This is a genomic window from Streptococcus caballi DSM 19004, from assembly GCF_000379985.1.
Lineage (GTDB): Bacteria > Bacillota > Bacilli > Lactobacillales > Streptococcaceae > Streptococcus > Streptococcus caballi.
This window is the reverse complement of sequence record NZ_KB904118.1, coordinates 1-18,464: the sequence shown is the minus strand read 5'-3', so window position 1 is coordinate 18,464 and position 18,464 is coordinate 1. Positions and strand designations below refer to the sequence as shown.

General features: G+C 40.9%; 19 protein-coding genes and 1 pseudogene. 3 read left to right on the top strand and 17 right to left on the bottom strand.

The genetic code is table 11. The features are described 5' to 3' along the window. The first annotated feature begins 51 nt into the window (after positions 1-51). A complete protein-coding gene (gene trhA / locus A3GS_RS0109730; RefSeq protein ID WP_018365204.1) occupies positions 52-690 on the top strand; it encodes a PAQR family membrane homeostasis protein TrhA in 639 nt (212 codons plus the stop codon). A gap of 559 nt (positions 691-1,249) precedes the next feature. On the opposite strand, the gene recN is transcribed toward trhA, so the two are convergent. The 9 genes from recN to A3GS_RS0109685 form a co-directional block, all read right to left on the bottom strand. After that, on the bottom strand, positions 1,250-2,908 hold the full coding sequence (recN, locus tag A3GS_RS0109725; protein ID WP_018365203.1) for a DNA repair protein RecN: 1,659 nt from the start codon (positions 2,906-2,908) through the stop codon (positions 1,250-1,252). Positions 2,909-2,932: 24 nt separating this feature from the next. Next, positions 2,933-3,403, bottom strand: coding sequence for an arginine repressor (locus A3GS_RS0109720; protein WP_018365202.1), 471 nt, complete (start codon positions 3,401-3,403; stop codon positions 2,933-2,935). Continuing rightward, entirely contained in the window at positions 3,390-4,217 is an 828-nt protein-coding gene (locus tag A3GS_RS0109715) for a TlyA family RNA methyltransferase (protein ID WP_018365201.1), read from the bottom strand. Before A3GS_RS0109715 ends, A3GS_RS0109720 begins: the two co-directional genes overlap by 14 nt. After that, positions 4,210-5,076, bottom strand: coding sequence for a polyprenyl synthetase family protein (locus tag A3GS_RS0109710; RefSeq protein ID WP_018365200.1), 867 nt, complete (start codon positions 5,074-5,076; stop codon positions 4,210-4,212). Before A3GS_RS0109710 ends, A3GS_RS0109715 begins: the two co-directional genes overlap by 8 nt. A 3-nt stretch (positions 5,077-5,079) precedes the next feature. Next, on the bottom strand, positions 5,080-5,295 hold the full coding sequence (locus tag A3GS_RS0109705; RefSeq protein ID WP_018365199.1) for an exodeoxyribonuclease VII small subunit: 216 nt from the start codon (positions 5,293-5,295) through the stop codon (positions 5,080-5,082). Continuing rightward, positions 5,273-6,613, bottom strand: a complete 1,341-nt coding sequence (gene xseA / locus A3GS_RS0109700; RefSeq protein WP_018365198.1) for an exodeoxyribonuclease VII large subunit — start codon at positions 6,611-6,613, stop codon at positions 5,273-5,275. Before xseA ends, A3GS_RS0109705 begins: the two co-directional genes overlap by 23 nt. 112 nt (positions 6,614-6,725) lie before the next feature. Then, on the bottom strand, positions 6,726-7,211 hold the full coding sequence (locus A3GS_RS0109695) for a hypothetical protein (RefSeq protein ID WP_018365197.1): 486 nt from the start codon (positions 7,209-7,211) through the stop codon (positions 6,726-6,728). Between the two features lie 25 nt (positions 7,212-7,236). Continuing rightward, the gene (locus tag A3GS_RS0109690; RefSeq protein WP_018365196.1) at positions 7,237-7,623 is read right to left on the bottom strand and encodes a hypothetical protein; all 387 of its coding nucleotides are present in this window, start codon (positions 7,621-7,623) and stop codon (positions 7,237-7,239) included. Between the two features lie 84 nt (positions 7,624-7,707). Next, entirely contained in the window at positions 7,708-9,435 is a 1,728-nt protein-coding gene (locus A3GS_RS0109685; RefSeq protein ID WP_026216364.1) for a glycosyltransferase family protein, read from the bottom strand. Between the two features lie 307 nt (positions 9,436-9,742). Between A3GS_RS0109685 and A3GS_RS13350 the strand changes: the two genes are divergently transcribed. Further along, positions 9,743-9,904, top strand: a complete 162-nt coding sequence (locus A3GS_RS13350) for a transposase (RefSeq protein ID WP_420805170.1) — start codon at positions 9,743-9,745, stop codon at positions 9,902-9,904. Positions 9,905-10,038: 134 nt separating this feature from the next. Here A3GS_RS13350 and A3GS_RS11840 read toward each other — a convergent pair whose 3' ends face one another. Both A3GS_RS11840 and A3GS_RS0109675 read right to left on the bottom strand, forming a co-directional pair. Further along, positions 10,039-11,184, bottom strand: coding sequence for a low temperature requirement protein A (locus A3GS_RS11840; protein ID WP_018365193.1), 1,146 nt, complete (start codon positions 11,182-11,184; stop codon positions 10,039-10,041). Between the two features lie 703 nt (positions 11,185-11,887). Beyond that, entirely contained in the window at positions 11,888-12,202 is a 315-nt protein-coding gene (locus A3GS_RS0109675) for a winged helix-turn-helix transcriptional regulator (RefSeq protein WP_018365192.1), read from the bottom strand. Positions 12,203-12,292: 90 nt separating this feature from the next. On the opposite strand from A3GS_RS0109675, the gene A3GS_RS0109670 reads away from it, so the two are divergent. Next, the gene (locus tag A3GS_RS0109670; RefSeq protein ID WP_018365191.1) at positions 12,293-12,586 is read left to right on the top strand and encodes a YciI family protein; all 294 of its coding nucleotides are present in this window, start codon (positions 12,293-12,295) and stop codon (positions 12,584-12,586) included. 414 nt (positions 12,587-13,000) lie between these two features. On the opposite strand, the gene A3GS_RS0109660 is transcribed toward A3GS_RS0109670, so the two are convergent. From A3GS_RS0109660 to A3GS_RS11830, 6 genes and pseudogenes are all read right to left on the bottom strand, one after another. After that, positions 13,001-16,063 carry a type I restriction endonuclease subunit R gene (locus A3GS_RS0109660; RefSeq protein WP_018365189.1) on the bottom strand — a complete coding sequence of 1,021 codons (3,063 nt, stop codon included), beginning with the start codon at positions 16,061-16,063 and terminating at the stop codon, positions 13,001-13,003. Between the two features lie 72 nt (positions 16,064-16,135). Further along, positions 16,136-16,243, bottom strand: a complete 108-nt coding sequence (locus A3GS_RS13125; RefSeq protein WP_240430911.1) for a type II toxin-antitoxin system mRNA interferase toxin, RelE/StbE family — start codon at positions 16,241-16,243, stop codon at positions 16,136-16,138. Positions 16,244-16,330: 87 nt separating this feature from the next. After that, entirely contained in the window at positions 16,331-16,603 is a 273-nt protein-coding gene (locus tag A3GS_RS0109650) for a type II toxin-antitoxin system RelB/DinJ family antitoxin (RefSeq protein WP_018365187.1), read from the bottom strand. Positions 16,604-16,678: 75 nt separating this feature from the next. Then, entirely contained in the window at positions 16,679-17,770 is a 1,092-nt protein-coding gene (locus tag A3GS_RS0109645) for a HigA family addiction module antitoxin (protein WP_018365186.1), read from the bottom strand. Then, the gene (locus tag A3GS_RS0109640; RefSeq protein WP_018365185.1) at positions 17,760-18,101 is read right to left on the bottom strand and encodes a type II toxin-antitoxin system RelE/ParE family toxin; all 342 of its coding nucleotides are present in this window, start codon (positions 18,099-18,101) and stop codon (positions 17,760-17,762) included. Before A3GS_RS0109640 ends, A3GS_RS0109645 begins: the two co-directional genes overlap by 11 nt. Before the next feature lie 242 nt (positions 18,102-18,343). Then, positions 18,344-18,464: pseudogene (locus tag A3GS_RS11830) on the bottom strand (IS200/IS605 family transposase); the annotation flags it as partial.

Below are 18,464 nucleotides of genomic sequence, written 5' to 3'. Positions count from 1 at the left end.
TTATGTTATCATTGATATTATAACAGATTTTTAGCTATTGGGGGTAATTTTATGAATTCAAAAGCTTATCGCATTGTCAACGAGGTCTTCAACAGCGTCACCCACGGCATCGGTTTTGGTCTCGCTATCGCTGGCCTGGTGCTGCTCCTTGTCAAAGGTGCCCATAACGGCTCGGCCTTAGAGATTGTCTCCTACACTATCTATGGTAGTACCCTTATCTTGCTCTTTCTTTTTTCGACTTTGGCTCATAGCTTAGCTTTTACCAAAGCCTCTACAGTTTTTCAGGTTTTTGACCATTCTGCCATATACCTCCTCATCGCTGGCACCTATACTCCTTACTGCTTAGTCGCTTTACGTGGATGGTTGGGGTGGTTACTGTTTGCCATTGTTTGGATCTGTGCTATCATAGGCATTACTCTCAAAGCGATCTATCTCCCAAAGCAAAAGCAAGTTCCAAAAATCTCCACCTCACTCTACATCGTCATGGGCTGGTTGGTCATTTTTGCCGCTAAACCCATCTGGGAAGCTCTAGGTAGTCACGGCGCCCTTCTCTTGCTTGCGGGTGGTATTGCCTACTCTGTCGGCGCTATCATTTACAGCGTCAGATTCCCCTTCAACCATGTCGTCTGGCACCTCTTCATCATCGCAGCAGCCATCCTCATGTGGTTCTCCGTTTACCTTTATATTTAAATTTTTAATATATGAAAAGTCTCCTAAAATTCAGTTTATGAAACTTAGGAGACTTTTTTCTATTTTGAAGAAATAAAGGAAACTAATTCAATACTCAGTTACTGTTTTCTATACAACTGTTGACAGCCCGAAAACTCAATCGACAGCTTCTCTACAACTTATTAGCAAACCAGAATGTCAATCTCTATCTTCTCACAAATTGGGGACAGGCTAAAAATTCTATTGTCGACTTCTCGCAAATTCATGGCAAACTGAAAAGACAGGTTTCCCAGTTTGGAAACTTGAGGAGAGGCTGGGGACAACAGACACTTTTTAATCCTCAAAGAAAATCAAGATTAACAAGGCTTCACAGCCTATATTTAAGATACTTCAGTATTTGACCAAACCTTCCCTAATTATCCGATAGATGGCTGATTTTTCTGATCAAGTTAGCCTGCAGCTGTCAAAATTAGTTTCCGCTTCCAGCTAAATTTAAAAAGACAGTCTTTCAAACTGTTCAACAACTTCATTTCAAATGGAAATAAAGAGACTGAAAGCTTGAAAAACACGTCCTATCTTTTTATTTTTTCAAAAGTTCTCTGGCCTGCACGCGCGCTGCTTCGGTCACATCGCTGCCTGCAAGCATTTTAGCAATTTCCTCCACGCGCTCATCAAATGATAAGAGGCGCACGGTGGAGACAGTTGTTGCTTCATCGCTGCGTTTTTCAATGAAAAATTGATAATCTGCAATAGCAATAACTTGTGGCAGATGAGAAATGGCTAAAACTTGTCCATGACTGCCAATTTTGTAGATTTTTTGGGCAATGGCTTGCGCTACACGGCCAGACACACCTGTATCCACCTCGTCAAAGACAATGCTGGTTTTATCTTCCTTGCGTGAGAAAGCTGACTTGATGGCCAGCATGAGACGGGACAATTCGCCACCTGAAGCTACCTTGACTAGGGGCTTGAAACCTTCACCAGGATTAGTTGAAATGTAAAATTCAACCAGCTCATTACCATCGCGGTTGAACTTGCCCTTGTTGAATTGAACTTGAAAATTAGCCTTTTCCATGTAGAGGTCGGCCAACTCCTGCTTGATTTCTTTTTGCAGACCTTGAGCTAGCTCGTGGCGCTTTTGACTAAGCTCATTTGCTGCCTCAACTAGATCTCTTTCTAAACACTTGAGTTCCCGCTCCATACTGTCAGAAGACTCATTATTGCCCGTCAAAAGATTGTATTCCTTGGTGATATTGGCAAAATAATCCAAGACGTCATCTACACTGCCGCCATATTTACGGGTGATGCTATTAATAACATCCAAGCGTAATTCAATCTGCTGCAAACGTCCACCATCGAAATCCAAATCATCTATAACATCTGAAAGATGCTTGGTCACTTCTTCCATGACATAGTAAGCCTCAGCCAGACTGGACGACATCTCCTTGTACTCAGGGTCAAATTCTTCTAACGTCATAAGATCATTCATGGCAGAACGAACGTTGGACAGGCTAGAAAAATCTTCGTTGTCCAGCAGGATATAAGCATTGGTCAGGGTGTCCGCAATGTGCTTATGGTTGAGCAATTTATCTCTTTCTTGATTAAGCGCCACATCTTCGCCAGATTTGAGGGCAACAGCCTCAATCTCCGCTATCTGAAATTCCAGCATCTCAATGCGTGCCTTATGTTCCCGCTCATTTTTTTGTTTATCAAGAACACGCTTGCGCAGGTCGCGATAAGCATCAAAAAGCTGACGATAGTACTTCTTACTAGCCCAGAAATCCTCATCACCAAACTCATCCAGCATGGCAATGTGCATGTTGGGCTTCATAAGTTCTTCCTGGTCATGTTGACCATGAATATCCACCAAGTATTGACCAATGGCACGCAGAGTGGTCAAATTGACCATCTGACCGTTGATACGGCTGATGGAACGCCCATTTTGCAAAATTTCACGACGGATAATAAGCTCATCCGTACAGTCAATGCCATTTTCTTCCAACAACTGAGCCAGCGCAGCATTTTTCTCAATGGAAAAGAACCCTTCAATCTCCGCCTTGGCCGTGCCATGCCTAATGACTTCCGTGCTAGCACGCGCCCCCAGCATCATGTTCATAGCGTCAATGATGATGGACTTGCCAGCACCAGTCTCACCCGTCAGCACCGTCATGCCCTGATCAAAATTGAGGGAAATTTCCTCAATAATGGCAAAATTTTTAATGGAAATTTCTAAAAGCATGCTTCTTCCTCTTTACCAACCTTCTTAATCTTGCGGCGTCATCCATAGGATGATTTGCTGGCGAATAGCATCCGTATCGCTAGGTGTTTTAGCGATGAGCAGGAGACTGTCATCATCCGCAATCAAACTAAAAATCTGCTGGGCAAAATCATTCAGCAGCAGGCGTTTAATCAGGCGACTATTGCCTGGCACAACGTCCAAATGCAACATGTGTTCCAAACCAGGAAGCTTGTCAGATATAGCCAAAACCGTACTTTTAATAGGTGTTGGTCGCGCTGAAATACGTTTGCCATTTTCCTGAGACAGACCATAAACATAGCGGCCATTCTGTGACGGAATCTTGACAATACCAATCTCGTTCATGTCGCGAGAAATGGTGGCCTGAGTCAAATTCAAGCCCTGCTCCTGCAACAACTTCACCAAATCATGCTGTGTTTCAATCGTATTAGCCAGAACAATCCTTTTAATCAGTTCTAATCGTTCACTTTTCTTCATTACTTTTAAATTCCTTGTGTGCATTTTCGACGATTTGAGGAATTCTATCGCCAACCATATTTTGCGGCGCAGCTGATCTTTCCAAATGCGCCAAAAATTCAATATTACCGTGGCCACCCTGAATTGGCGAAAAATCAAGCCCCCTAACTGTAAAACCGTCATCTGTCGCAAAATTTATAACAGTTTCTAAAACCTTTTCATGGACAGACTTATCACGCACGATACCGTTTTTGCCAATCTGCTCGCGCCCCGCTTCGAACTGGGGTTTGATGAGAGCCACCACCTGTCCGCCGTCAGCCAGCACCGTCGCTAGCGCTGGCAGAATCAATCTTAGTGAGATAAAACTGACATCAATACTGGCAAATGCAGGACGGTCTTCGTTAAAATCAGCCAGCTCTGCGTAGCGGAAGTTATACTGTTCCATAGAACGAACGCGCTCATCCTGACGCAATTTCCAAACCAGTTGATTGGTACCGACATCAACTGCGTAGACTAGCTTAGCGCCATTTTGCAGCATGACATCGGTAAATCCGCCTGTTGAAGCCCCAATATCAATGGTTGTCAGGCCAGTCACCGAGATGTCAAAAACTTGCAGCGCCTTCTCTAATTTCAGTCCGCCGCGGCTGACGTATTTGAGTTTTTCACCCTTTAGCTTGAGCTCGGTATCGTCTGCAATCTTTTCGCCTGGCTTATCATAGCGCTCGCCGTTGATGACATTGACCACCAGACCTGCCATGACACCACGTTTAGCTTGTTCACGCGTCTCAAAAAGCCCTTGTTTATAAGCCAGCACGTCTACTCTTTCCTTAGCCATGCAGTCGCAACCTTTCTATCAATTTCTCAATCTTATCTGGGTTAAAGCCTTGATTAGCCTCTAGTTTTTGGAAAATAGCTAGCGCTTGGTTGAGCGAGTCGTCCAAAATCTGACGTGACTTGTCTAAGCCCAGCAGGCTTGGATAGGTTGATTTTTCCGCCGCCAAATCTTTTTGCGGTGTTTTGCCGATTTCCTCAAAAGTCGCGGTCACATCTAAGATGTCGTCACGCACTTGAAAAGCCAAACCAACCAGCTCACCTGCTGTCCGCAAATCAGCCAAGTCATCCGCTGCCAGCTCTGCTATGATCCCTGCCGCCACAAAAGGAAAAGCCAGCAGTTTACCTGTCTTGTTCGCATGAATGAGCTGAAGTTCAGACAGACTAAGCTGCTGCTTTTCGCCCTCCATATCCAACATCTGACCACCAACCATGCCGTAAGTTCCAGCCGCATAAGACAGCTCACGCAATAACCTAACCTTGATATCAGCTGGTAAATCCGACTCTGCCACCAGACCAAAAGGATCAAGGAAAAGCGAGTCACCAGCCAAAATAGCAGTTGCTTCGTTAAATTTTTTATGGTTGGTCAAGCGACCACGACGGTAATCATCATCGTCCATGGCTGGCAGGTCATCATGAATGAGACTGCCTGTGTGAATCATCTCGACTGCCGCTGCCACATCAAAGTGAGCTGCTGTCAAGGCCAGCCCAAAGCCTTCCAACAAGTCCAAAAGCACCAGCGGACGGATGCGTTTGCCACCAGCATCAACCGAGTAGAGAATGGCCTCAATCAAATCATCTGACACGGCCTTCTGCCCGTAATAACGGCGGATAGCACCGTCAATTCCTGCAACTTTATCCATTAATTAAGCATCCATTTCCTTTTCAGAGCCATCTGCCTGCATGACCTTGACGAGGGTTTCTTCCGCATTCTTCAAGGTGGCTTGCAAGTCTTTTGACAGCACCATGCCCTTTTGAAATTCAGCGATGGCATCTTCCAAGGCCACATCACCATTTTCCAATTTCGCCACAATAGCCTCTAATTCCTGTAAATTTTCTTCAAATGTTTTCTTGTTTGACATCTTTTACCTCAACTTCCAGACGACCGTCACGCATGAGCACACTAACCTTATCGCCCTTTTCTATATCCTTGGTGCTGGCCACCACTTTGTCATTTTTTTGAACCATGGCATAGCCCCGTGCCACGATACGGCTGGTATCCAGCGAGAGCAGCGCATCCTGTGCCTTTTCAAACCTAGCCAACTTGCTGTCGTATTGGCTGGTCATGTTACTCAGCAAAAGGCGTTTTTGTGTCGCCAAGCGCTCTACATAGCGGTCAACACGCCCTAGCAAATCTACCGCCAATAAGCGTTGACTGAGCAGACGCTGCTGCTGTAAACTGTCGGCGTACTGCTGGCGCATTGAATGCACAAGACTGGTCGTCAACTTATCCAGCTTTTGAACATAACCGTCATAGAGTCGCTCTGGCTGGCGGAAAATAACTGAGTTACTGAGCTTGTTTATCCGTTCTTCTTTTTGTTGGATATGTCGCAGGACAGCTTGGTAGGCTCGATTTTGCTGCTCTGCTATCCAGGCTACAATATCAGCCTTGGTGACAGGCGTTGCTAACTCTGCTGCCGCTGTCGGTGTGGCTGCTCTGCGATCGGCGACGTAGTCCGCCAAGGTCGTATCGGTTTCATGACCCACAGAAGAAATCACTGGCAACCGACTTTCAAAAATGGCCTGCACGACAATCTCCTCATTGAAAGCCCAGAGGTCCTCAATAGAGCCACCGCCCCGCCCGACGATAAGCAAGTCTAAATCATCACGCTGGTTGGCAGCCGCGATATTGGCCGCTACTTCCTGCGCTGCGCCCTCGCCTTGCACCTTGGTTGGAAAAAGCAAAATCTCAACGCCAGAGAATCGACGGCTAACGGTCGTGATAATGTCTCGAATAACCGCACCGCTAGGGCTAGTCACCACACCAATCTTCTTGACAAATTGAGGTAGGGGCTGCTTGTGGCGGTCATCAAAATAGCCCGCTTCAGCTAGCTTTTTCTTGAGCTGTTCAAACTGGATAGCCAGAGCACCGATGCCATCTGGCTCTGCCTTTTCAATGATGATGGAATAGGAACCGCTTGGCTCATAAAGCTGAACACGACCAATGACATTAATCTTCATGCCTTCTTCCAACTCAAAGCCAAGTTTTTTGTAAATACCAGACCACATAGTAGCCTGAATCACAGCCTTCTCATCCTTCAGTGAGAAATATTGGTGATTAGGACGCCGACGGAAATTCGAAACCTGCCCAGTCAGATAAACCCGCTCCAAATAAGGGTCACGGTCAAATTTTAATTTCAAATACTTGGTCAGAGAACTAACCGATAAATAATCGGACACGCAGACACCCTTCTTTCTGTACTCATTTGCATACTCATACAATTATACCAAAAAATAGTAAACTTAGTAGATATAAAATACGAAAAGCGCTACATTGCCACTCTAGTTAATATCAGTCATTCTCTCTAAAACCTAATTTTCTTTTATTCTCTAAATGAATACAAACATGTCCTATTCCGAGAATTGTAACAGCACAGGCAAGTAAGTGATTTTTTCCGTAAACAGCTAAAAGAAAGAATGCTAAAACAGGGAGGGTCGCACCTGCAACAGGGATTCCAAAAAAACTGCTGTAAAAGTCTTGCAGAGTTTTCTTGCTTCTAAAATACCTTAACCAGAACATCTCATAAAAGATCATGAGGACGAAAGCCAACACTAACCACCAAGACCATTTTGACCAAGGTGTTAAGTTAAAATCTAAAAAGATGAGTGAGAGACAGGATACTGAAACTTCCCCAATTCTCTCTAAGACTAAAAGCAATTTATTTTCGCTAACAACATATCTGTCATAATCTTTAGGTTTATTCTTTGTCCAAATTAGATTTGGTATGATCAGCATGATAAGAAACATTAGACCGACATAGGAAAATCCAAGATTCATAGTATCTCACCTTTACTCTATGACATTAATAATACATGGCTAATTCCATACTGCCGAGGTATTGTCCCAGAGAGCGATTAAAGTTTTGATAGTCAGCTTCTTTAAATTCTTCTGAGGCACAAGCCACCCAGACATTGACAACATCTGACTGGTTGAAAAATGTAATCATCAGCGGAACCCTGATAATTTTTGACATACCTCGGATGGTCATCGCTCCCCCCTCTTCAAGTTTTAGAAGGTCGTTTTTGGATGACAAATCAACCTTCACATTATCAATTAAAATTTCTAGATTATCATAATAATCATAGGCTGAATTTGCCGCCTTACAAATTCGCTGCCAGCCTACTGGATAGGTTAATTGCCACTTGGATGTGAGCCACCCCTTTTCTTCTTTTACACCAACGAGTAACATCAATTTCCTCCTTCGTTTATTTGCTTAGAGCCTGCATTATCACTTCTTCAAAGTGTACTAATATAATTCGCTCTCTTTTTGACTTTATTTCTTAAATATCTGTGTCACCAGTTGCTTGCGACCAAGGCGATGGGCTAAATGGTATAAAACAACTAGCCATGATAAGACTGTCCCTGCCAGCATCGCTTTTTCTAACAGCCCAGTCCTGTAGTAGATAAAGAGAGTATTTGTTTGATGGTTTTTTTGCTTAACAGATGGGGTTCCTATACTACTCAGATTCAGCTGCCTGTGTGCTATTTCTTTACCATTGAGAATGACTACCGTATCCTTATAGACTACCACAGGAACCTCCATCTCAGTGCTTGACGTTCCTTGCCACTCAACCTGCAGTCCCCCATGAGTAACTGTTTTTGTAAACTTCTTATTGGCTGCCACAATTTTCGACAGGTAGAGGTCGTAACGATTTTGCTTATCACCTGACCGCTTGGGGTAAATGGGCAAGTAATCAGGTGTTCCCTTGGCAACCAAGTCCAACGCTTTCTTCTTATCTCTATCGTAAAAAGACTGCTTAACGCTAGCAATATCACCGTTAAAGATCACCTTGTACTGTGAAGGCATGAAATTTGTCTCAGTATTCCAATGTGCTGTCGCACTAACCAAAAGAAACAGAGACTGCATAAGACTAATCACCAGGCCAATCGGGAGCAGGATTTTCAGATAAGGTTGTAGACCTTGAACCCGACTGCAAATCTTCAAAATCAGGTAAATGGCAATGACAGACACAGGGACAAAAAAACGAAAAGGAAATTGCACCAGTTCTGCCACCGAATTATTCTGCTTAATTAGCCAGTCCCAAGGAACAAGACTAGTCGACAATAGCAACATAAAGGTCATTACCCCAAGCCAAATTCTGTTACTAGCCGTCATTGACCACCATTTCCATACAAAAACAAGATAAATCACAACTAAAATGGGAGCAAGGATAGCAGGATTTAGGAGCCAATAAAAACTGTGCTGGTTGATGGTAGAATAACTCATCTCATGATTAATGAAAGGTCTAGCCATCTGATTGCGAGCAAAGACACTCACATAAGCTAGCCCGACATTTAAGGTCAAGCAAATAAAGATTACTATCTCCCTGACCAAATCTCTGATAAATTTACCCTTTTGGCGATTTTGGAAAAAGGCATAGCCAAAGAAAGGAATGTCAATCAACACCAAGATAAGCGAGGTCAACATATGAGTCTGAACCATCATAGCTGTGTAAATCCCCAATAGCCACTTGGGAACTTGCTTAGTCTCTGTCAGTTGAAAGAGAATGCTCAACGCTAGGGGTAACAAAGCCGCTCCCCAGCTGGTAAAGCCCTGCTTGATAATCCAATACTGGATAGAATAGGTGGACAGATAAACCAAACTTCCTATCAACGCATAAGGCTTTTTCAACTTTGTCTTTATCAAAAAGATATACATTGATAGACCAGCCAGGCAATACAAAATCCAGTTTGATAACAGTTGATAAGTGAACCAATTCCTGCTCACCAAGACCAGCACTCCCTGGCAATAAGAAAGTACTGGACCATATAAAGCATTGACAATCCGTCCCGACTGCTGAAAACCATACAAAGATATAAAATAATCAAAGTTCAAATGCCGCACTTGCTCCGCCGCATCATAAAATCGATTAAAATGAAAAATGACATCCGACCCCAGCACCATATTTCCAGATATGAGTTGTGGTAATATCAAGATAAAAGCGACGAAGGCTATCATCAGGCAGTAGGTCGAGTGCTTAGTCTTAAGATGTTTTATCATGATCGCTTGTCTTCAAAAAGTGTGAGTTTGAATTAAAAAAACCACTTCTCCTTCTTAAAATCACTTGATGCTACTATTGTTGCAAAAATAGGCGATTATTGCAATGATTTACCTTTTCTCTAGATGAACTCACCCACTCTTCTTATTTCAACAACTGGAAGAATGAAACTGAGAACCTGTATTCACAAAAAATGTCAAACTAAACATATGCCAAGACAAACGTATGAAACTGATTTAACTGATAAAGAATACCAAGCTTGAACCCTGTTTCTCAAAACACCGCACCTATAAATGATCTAAACGGGAGCTGGTTAATGCGACTTTGTACATGACCAAAACAGGCTGTCACTGGCGTATGCTCCAACATAACTTCCCTCCTAATCCAACTATATGGAGCTTCTTTCGTTGTGCTAAGGCAACTGGTCTGTGGGGTTCCGTTTTGACAGAACTTATTAAAAAAAGCGAGTGAAAGCTGGTAGGGTCGTCTCTCCAAACTACGCGATTATTGATTCTCAAAGTGTAAAAAATCAAAGGAAGTTGGTATATTGCTCGCAATAATAAAAAGAAACCCTCACAGAGCTTCTCCTTAATGATTGTCCAATCTTATTTGTGATGGGCATGTGTTGCCAATTTCTTAGCCAGTTTGCGACGAACATTTCGACGATGTATAAGGCTGATAAGATTATAGGCGTAAGCTGTAGCGACAAAGATCGTCACCGAAATAAAGCGATACTTATTGAGTAAAATAATGAGTGTCATCCCAAGTAAGCCAACCACAGCATAGAGAACATGATGGCCTTTGTGAAGGCGCAAGCTAGAATCATTGTAGATAGAGGTCACCATGAGACTGGTATAATACATCAGAAAACCAACAACAAAGAGAACCATGCCCCACTCACGATGGTGATTGTTTGCCCAGAGCTCCTCGGAAACGGTAAAAATATTAAGCCCCGTAATCAGGAAGATATGGGCAAAAATCAGAGCATTGGCTCGCGTCACCTGATGGTGATTGATATTGAGATAAGTCTGTGAAATATAGGAAATGAACATAAAGGACATGCCGACAAAAACCATAAAACCGATAAACGGTCGGCTTGTCACGGGATAAGACCGAATAATGGCTAAAACCGCCTCTCCAAAGGTAATGATGGTAATCAATTGGCAACGCTCAACCAGGTGGGGAAAATTAATCAGCCGATAATCAAAATACTTGGCTAAAATCCAAGGAATAAAAGGTGGGAAAATCCACAAGATGAAAAAATAAGGCGCCCCCTGAACGCTAGGAAAAGACAAGTAAACAGCAGTCAAAACTGCAAAACAAGCCGCGGACAAGGACAAACTTAAAATACCAGCCTTAATGTCCCGTGTCAGGCCAATCCTGCGACTCCGCAGATAATATTGCAGGATAATCAATACATAAGATGCGACCAGAAGACCATTGTATCGCAGCACATCCGCATTAGTGTATTGAACTTTACCGATTATCTGGGCAAAATTTCCCACAATAAACATAGCACCGATATTAATATAAATATCCAGACGGTCGCGCTCACCGTATTTATTCAGATAAAAAGTCTGCTGCATCCAAATACTGAGTGCCATAAGACTATTGACAATAAAAACAATAATCGAGCGAGGGTTGTCTGTGATATGGTGAAGTGTTGATGTCAGCTGTGAAATGGCTAAAACAAAAACCAAATCATAAAAGAGCTCGTAGTTAGACACGCGCTTTGCAATTACTTTTGCCATGATTCCTCCAAATCTATCATGCTAAAACAATACTGACCATATTATAAAAAAGAAGTCATCACTTGGCAACCAAAGGAGATTACAGAATGCTAAATCAACACTGATGACATGTCAAAGAGCCGTTTCTGATGCACCCTAGCGCCTTGTTGTCAAATTACTGTCCTCTTTTCCTTAATAACTAACTTTTCCGTAGCAGATCTTTGATGCCGTTTTTATTTTCCATAAAACAACTCTTGTAACACTGTTCTGACAGCTTGTAGCACCCTTTTACCACAAGGATTTCCCCCACCCATCCGTCCATTAAGGACTGTCTCTGAAAATAAAGGTCAAACGATTGATTGACGAGGCTCTCATTGCCAATAGCAAGGCTTCGATAAGTTGTACTCTAATTTAAAATTAAAGCTCAATTAATAGGTTGTGCTCTAAATTTAGAACTGAAGGTCAACTAATCGATAAGCTTGGCTTTCAAACGATAGAAAAGAGGGATTGCTACTTGAGCTAGGGAAAAATCAGCGGTTGAGGGGCTAAAAATCAAAGACCACACGGTGTTTACTTCATCTTAATGCTCTTTTCAAGACTAAAGTTATAGTGTGGTTTTATTTACAAGTTCGCTTTTATCCGGTCTCTTGTCCTTCAAAACTGTCACCTAAAAACCTACTGCATATCCAAACATTGGTAAAAAAATAAAAGCACCACAAAGCTGCTAATCTCTCCAATCTTGCCCCCACTGGCTCAGCTCTCTCAAAAGAGGCATCAGACTACTTCCCTTATCTGTCAGAAAATACTCCACATGAGGAGGATTTTCTTGAAAATCTTTTTTTGAGACAAGCCCATCTGCCATAAGTTTATCCAGCGTCCGCGTCAGCATAATCGTTGTAATTCCTTTAACATCTCGATTGAGCTGATTGAAACGAATTCCCTCATGCTTTTGAATTTGCCAAAGGACATTGATTGTCCATTTGACACCAATCATTTCAAGTACAGGTGCGATACTACAATCCCAAGAAATTTGTGCCATATTTCTTCCCACTAACAAAAATGTGCCTACTTTTCAGACCTTTTGCCTTGTATTATAATCAAATTATCTTATAGAAACAAGGAGAGATGTATGTTTATCATTAACTTAACTTATCTAAAACCTCTTGAAGAAGTGGAAAGATTTCTGCCTGAGCACGTTGAATACTTGGATCGCTATTATGAGAATGGTCACTTCATCGCTTCTGGCCGTCAAGTGCCTCGTGTTGGCGGTGTGATTTTAGCCAAGGCTGACAGTAAAGATGAGATTAAGGCCATCATCAGACATGATCCCTTTTATAGAGAACACATTGCTCGGTACGACATCACCGAATTTGTCCCAAGTAAATATGCCAAGTCCTTGAAAGTACTTGTCGAAGCTGAATAAGATGAACAAAATAAGAGATGCTGCTCGTTAAGCACCACAAAGCACGGCAAATTAAAACCTGCATAGTCATACTGAAAGCTCACACGCACAAAATCATCAAATATCTTTATATTAACAATAATCAGACCAGTGCTTTTCTTGAATTTGCTAAGGTGCTGGATAGCTACCGGTCCGTCTTTGGAGAATAGCGCAGCAAAGAAGGAGGACATAAATAATCGAATGTCTTTCAGGCGGCTCATGGACAAAATCTGCTCATCGCTCAGCCATTTGTCAAAAGCCATCAAGAGATGACAAATAGTATAGGGTAGAGAGTTTTAGATTAGTCTGCTAATTGATGTGATAATTTTATTACACCCAACCAAAGCAACAACACCATGGCAATAGGCGCCATGGTGTTGATCATTTGTGACAAGTTTATATTCCCGTATAAGTCTCTACTAATGCTTGAATATGCAACAATACTTCTTGTTTCTTCCGTTCACGTGCCCCTTGACGACGCGAAGTTGGTGGCAATAAGTCATTGAGTTCTGTCCCAGTATGGGAGACAAAACCTTTTTCAACTGCTCTTTCAATGAACGGACGATAATTTCCTTGTAATTGGTCTTTTTCGGCTAACGAGGTAATCGCATTAGATTTTCTGATTCGAGCATAACGATAAAAAGATTCTAAAATCGTATTATGATCTTTGAGTTCTTCTAAATCTGTCTCATTGATAAAATCAAGAACCAACTGTTCTTTCGCCCGCATATCAATACTTGAGCGGATAACACGGGAAATCTCAGTTTTCAAAGCATCTTTTGACTCGTCTTCTTTTAACTTTTCAGAAATCAAGGCAATAATATAATCCAAGCTAATTTCATCTGTCTTTAAGAGTTCAATTTCAAACTCAATATCCGATAAATCAATGCCCGTCTCCTCATTCTTACCCTGACGACCGCCTCCGTATGCTTCATCACGAATATCCACATAAACACTTCGGAAATCCTGCATCATCCCTTCTGAAATCAGACGTTCTTCTGACGTAAATTCATCAAAATTACGGAGGACATTTTCCAATTTCAACACTTGACCAAACAGTTCGACAAATGCTTTCTTTTCAGATTCCAAGACAATCTCTGTTGGATCAGAAAACCGCTCAAGAAGTTCTTGACAGACTTCTTTGTAACCTCTCACCGTAATCTGAGTTTCTTCATCAGTAAAGCCATCCATGTATTCGGAAAAACTCTTTTCCAACACCACCTGAATACTATTTTCTTGACCTAATAAAGTCAAGGCATCTTTAGTAGCCTGCTCTAAATCACGGAAACAAACGATATTGCCAAAAGGTTTCTCCTTCGTCAAAATACGGTTGGTTCGTGAATAAGCCTGAATCAAACCATGATAACGCAAATTTTTATCAACAAATAGAGTATTCATGGTCGGCGCATCAAAACCTGTCAAAAACATCCCTACTACAATCAGCAGATCAACTTCCTTTTCTTTAACACGCTTAGACAAATCCTTATAATAATTTTGAAATTCTTTGCCCTCTGTTGAAAAATTCGTTCGGAAAAGCTGATTATAATCTGAAATCGCCTTGCTTAAGAATTCTTTAGCTGAAGCATCCATTGCTGTTGGCTCAAATGTTTCATCTTCAATGGCACCATAAGCCTCTTGGGCTTCATTAGGAGCAAAACTAAAGATCGTTGCAATTCTCAGTCGTTTCTCTTCAGGCAAATGATCTTGCTGACGATTCAATTCCTCATAGTACATTTTTGCTGCCTGCACACTTTGAACTGCAAACATAGCATTAAAGCCTTTAAGACGCTTTTGCTTTCGCTGATAAATAGTATTTCGATGCGTTTTATCACCATAGACACTCAATAAATATTCAGAAATGGTTGCAATACGCTCTGGATGAAGCAATAATTTTTTCTCCAGCTTTTTAAGTTTTTTCTCATCTCGTTCGTGGCCTGCTTCCTGCTCGGCTGCCATAATTTCTTGATATTTTGTCGAAGGTGTAAAAGACTTAATATAGTTGTAGTCAACCTTAAATTTTAATACTTTTTCATCACGGATAGCATCTGTAATGATATAAGCATGAAGTTGTTTACCAAAGACATCACTGGTCTGTCTGCCTGTCAAACTATTCGCTTGAAAAATAGGTGTCCCTGTAAAACCAAATTGATAATTGGCCTTAAAACTCTCTCGGACTCTTCCTTGTGCCTCACCAAACTGCGACCGATGACATTCATCATAAATCATGACACATTGTTTTTCAAAAATAGGATGATTGGGATTCTTTTTCACGAATTCATTGAACTTCTGGATAGTTGTCACAACAATCTTACTATCGTTGGTCTCAATCGCACGCTTAAGTTCTTTCGTGTCCTTACTGCCATTGACAGAATCTTTTTGGAATTTTTGATATTCCTTCATGGTCTGATAATCCAAGTCCTTGCGGTCAACCACAAAGAAAACTTTATCAATATAATCTAACTCTGTTGCCAGTCTAGCAGCTTTAAAACTAGTCAGAGTTTTACCAGAACCTGTCGTATGCCAAATATAGCCTCCTGCTGCCACACTGCCATAAAGCTTATTTTCATGTGCAAGGTGAATTTGTCTCAAAATAGCTTCCGTTGCTGCAATCTGATAAGGACGCATAATCAAAAGTGTATCATTCGTATCAAAGACACAGTACTTGGTCAAAACAGATAAAAGAACGTGTTTATTCAAGAAAGTCTGTGCAAAATCTTCTAAATCATGGATAACCTTATTCTTACGGTCTGCCCACTCACAGGTAAATTCAAAACTATTTTTATTCTGAGCTGTCGTATTGGCAAAATAGCGCGTACGTGTCCCATTTGACACGACAAAAATTTGAATATACTGAAACAGCGAATGCTGCTGATTGAAAGACTCTTTGCTGTAGCGATGAACTTGGTTAAAAGCCTCCGTCATAGGAATACCACGNTTTTTAAGTTCAATTTGCACCAAGGGAAGCCCATTCACCAAAATAGTCACATCATAACGATTGGTATGACTGCCTTTTTGTGTGATTTGATTGGCTACTTGAAGCTTATTGTGATGGATATTCTTTTTGTCAATCAGCATGATATTCTTGATACGACCATCATCAAAGATAAAATCATAAATATGATTTTCTTGAATTTTTCTAGTCTTTTCAATCATGCCATCATTTGCTTTATCAAGATACTCATCCAAAAAGCGCTGCCATTCTACAGGAGAAAAGCTGACGCTATTTAACTGCTCAATCTGTTGCTTAAGATTGGCTAGTAAGTCTTCTGCGGTTTTGCCAGAAAAACGCTCGTACTGCTGCCCTTGCAACAAATCCTCAATCAACTGCTTTTCAAGTTCAGCCTCTGTCTGATAAGCATCACGATTATAACGATTAGTTTTGACAAATTCCTCTAAGATAATCCCGTTGGTTAGCTCTGCAACAGGGAGTACTACTTTTGAATAATCTACTGGTTTCATGTCTTACATTCCTAACATCTGTGCATGGCTGCCTGTGTCAATCAGCAAAAACACAAGCTCATCCTTTTCAATCTAATAAGCCAAAAGCCAATCTGATTCGATATGAAGTTCTCGAATACCTCGCCACTTGCCCTTTAGCTCATGGTCTTTCAAAGACGCTGGCAATTGGATTGTTTGCATAAGAGTTCCACAATCGCAAACAGCTTCTCAATGTCTTTTCCTTGCTTTACCATACGTTTAAAAGACTTTTTAAATTGCTTGGTTTGCTTAATCTTTAGCATAGGCACTCATCTCTGATTTCCAATCATCAAGACTATCAAACCTTTCAACATCATCAATTTTAGCCTGCTCTAAAGCAATGTCTAAAGTATTTTTCACCCTTGGCGTAAATGGCAGAGCTTGGTCATCAATGACACGTTTAATAAACATATTGACAGCAGCACTTGTTGTTAGACCCATGTGGGCAAAAATAGCATCTGCTGCCGCCTTGTCTTCTAAATTAATTTTAATATTAATATTTGCCTTATTTTTGACTACCATATCATTAGCTCCTTTTGAATTCATTATATCAAAAAAGCAAGAGAAAATAATAATTTTTCTTGCTTCAAACAACTATCAACAGAGAGATGGGGTGATGACAATATTGTAATTGATTTTCATATCTGAAAATTGTGTATAACTGATAAATTCTTCCCGTTGTAATCTTCCCACTACAATACTAGGATGGATACCTATTTCTTCAGCAAAATGTCTAATAGACGCTCTGTCAAACTGCTTTTCTGATATAAACCTATCATAATCCCTTGAAGGGATCAGTAAATCTTGAGCAAACTGGTCTGCCGTTGCTTCTTTTTGCTGGTAGACTTCATCATCTGAATAGTCCGAATAAAAATCATTATTCAAAATGTGTCCCAACTCATGAAACAGGGAAAACCAGAAAATATCAGAACTTTTATTCTTATCAGTCATCATGAGAAGCACACTGCCATTTTTAAAACGTTTAGTTGCACCATTCAAACTGGCATTTCTCAATTTAGGAAGTCCGATTAGAACAACCCCACAAGCTAATAATTTTTCTTTTAAGACAGGATAAAAAGTCTCTACGTCTTGAAGCGTCATAGCTCTTAACTCTGAGAGCAATCGTTCTAATTTTCTTCTGTCCAATTTATTATCCGTAGCGTCTTTAGCCATTCCAGTTGCAAGTTCAAGCATGATATTGGAGTTGACAATTGATTTTTCAGCGAATCCTTTGGTATTTCGATAGCTAACATTTGTGTTGAATTGAGTTAAATAAGAAAGACTAGAAACTTGTAACAGCTTTCTAAGTGCTGCTAACTTTTCAGGCATATTGTATTTTTTTGTTTCAACAAAATGATGTTCTTTAAAATAAGTGAAATCAATCATCTGACAAATGCGTCGTTCATCTTCATTTTTCTGATTTTCAATTTCTATCAGCTTCATATCATAAGTGTTTTGCAGATTTAGCCAAGTTGTGATAGAAATACCTGTCAATTTTGAGAGTTTATTAGCGGTATCCTTACTGATGGACTCCTCCCCATTAACAATCTTGCTGACTGTCTTAGGAGAGACTCCCAGCCTTTCAGCAAATTCTTTTTGTGACATATTCATATCATCAATGATATCTTCAACATAAGAGCCTGGATGAAAGGCGATTAAATCTTCATAGATTTGTTCATTATGACTCATAGTGATTGCTAACCTCCTCAATTTGGATAATTTCTATTGAAGCCGCATCCGAAAAGATTGTTTTTGGATCATAATCATGAAAACAAACAATCAGTCTATAGGAACTGCGACGGCCATCAATATCCAGAGCATACTGCCCTTTTCGCTTACCCTTCAAAGCATGAAAATGATAAGTCGGAAAGGCTGCTACTGAAGCTAGATTGTCAGCACTTTCTATAAAATTGACCAATTTAAGCAACTTTTTGGCAATCTTATCGGAGAAATCTTTCTTAGCCTGTTTCAAACTTGTACACTGTTTTTCAACAGTCTTATTGGTATATTGAACCTGCATTCATTCTCCTTTACAATCTCCCAAAAGATAAATAAATTACCTTTTTGGTAATTTTATTATACAAACTTTGACGCATTTTTTCAAGTAAGACCCTTTCAAAATCATGACCACCCGTCTAACGGGTGGTTTGAACAGGGGCTATAAGCCCACATCACCAGCCAGCGCCTAAAGACGCTGGCTTTCACTTTGTTCAAGCCTCACTGCTTTTGACTCGTCACTTGCCTCTTAAAGAGGCGTTGGTATTACTTGCCATCATCCCTAAAGGGATCTTCGTATTCTTTTACGCTCAATTTATCTAGGGCGAGGTCATGTTTTTCTTGTTCTTGGATATATTTTTTGATAGTGGCTTCGTTCAGTCCAACT

What these genes read in the sequence shown, in the direction of transcription:
- trhA (WP_018365204.1), top strand. Translation starts at nt 52, where the DNA reads ATGAATTCAAAAGCTTATCGCATTGTCAACGAGGTCTTCAACAGCGTC.
- recN (WP_018365203.1), bottom strand. Translation starts at nt 2,908, where the DNA reads ATGCTTTTAGAAATTTCCATTAAAAATTTTGCCATTATTGAGGAAATT.
- A3GS_RS0109720 (WP_018365202.1), bottom strand. Translation starts at nt 3,403, where the DNA reads ATGAAGAAAAGTGAACGATTAGAACTGATTAAAAGGATTGTTCTGGCT.
- A3GS_RS0109715 (WP_018365201.1), bottom strand. Translation starts at nt 4,217, where the DNA reads ATGGCTAAGGAAAGAGTAGACGTGCTGGCTTATAAACAAGGGCTTTTT.
- A3GS_RS0109710 (WP_018365200.1), bottom strand. Translation starts at nt 5,076, where the DNA reads ATGGATAAAGTTGCAGGAATTGACGGTGCTATCCGCCGTTATTACGGG.
- A3GS_RS0109705 (WP_018365199.1), bottom strand. Translation starts at nt 5,295, where the DNA reads ATGTCAAACAAGAAAACATTTGAAGAAAATTTACAGGAATTAGAGGCT.
- A3GS_RS0109695 (WP_018365197.1), bottom strand. Translation starts at nt 7,211, where the DNA reads ATGAATCTTGGATTTTCCTATGTCGGTCTAATGTTTCTTATCATGCTG.
- A3GS_RS0109690 (WP_018365196.1), bottom strand. Translation starts at nt 7,623, where the DNA reads ATGTTACTCGTTGGTGTAAAAGAAGAAAAGGGGTGGCTCACATCCAAG.
- A3GS_RS0109685 (WP_026216364.1), bottom strand. Translation starts at nt 9,435, where the DNA reads ATGATAAAACATCTTAAGACTAAGCACTCGACCTACTGCCTGATGATA.
- A3GS_RS11840 (WP_018365193.1), bottom strand. Translation starts at nt 11,184, where the DNA reads ATGGCAAAAGTAATTGCAAAGCGCGTGTCTAACTACGAGCTCTTTTAT.
- A3GS_RS0109675 (WP_018365192.1), bottom strand. Translation starts at nt 12,202, where the DNA reads ATGGCACAAATTTCTTGGGATTGTAGTATCGCACCTGTACTTGAAATG.
- A3GS_RS0109670 (WP_018365191.1), top strand. Translation starts at nt 12,293, where the DNA reads ATGTTTATCATTAACTTAACTTATCTAAAACCTCTTGAAGAAGTGGAA.
- A3GS_RS13125 (WP_240430911.1), bottom strand. Translation starts at nt 16,243, where the DNA reads ATGCAAACAATCCAATTGCCAGCGTCTTTGAAAGACCATGAGCTAAAG.
- A3GS_RS0109650 (WP_018365187.1), bottom strand. Translation starts at nt 16,603, where the DNA reads ATGGTAGTCAAAAATAAGGCAAATATTAATATTAAAATTAATTTAGAA.
- A3GS_RS0109645 (WP_018365186.1), bottom strand. Translation starts at nt 17,770, where the DNA reads ATGAGTCATAATGAACAAATCTATGAAGATTTAATCGCCTTTCATCCA.
- A3GS_RS0109640 (WP_018365185.1), bottom strand. Translation starts at nt 18,101, where the DNA reads ATGCAGGTTCAATATACCAATAAGACTGTTGAAAAACAGTGTACAAGT.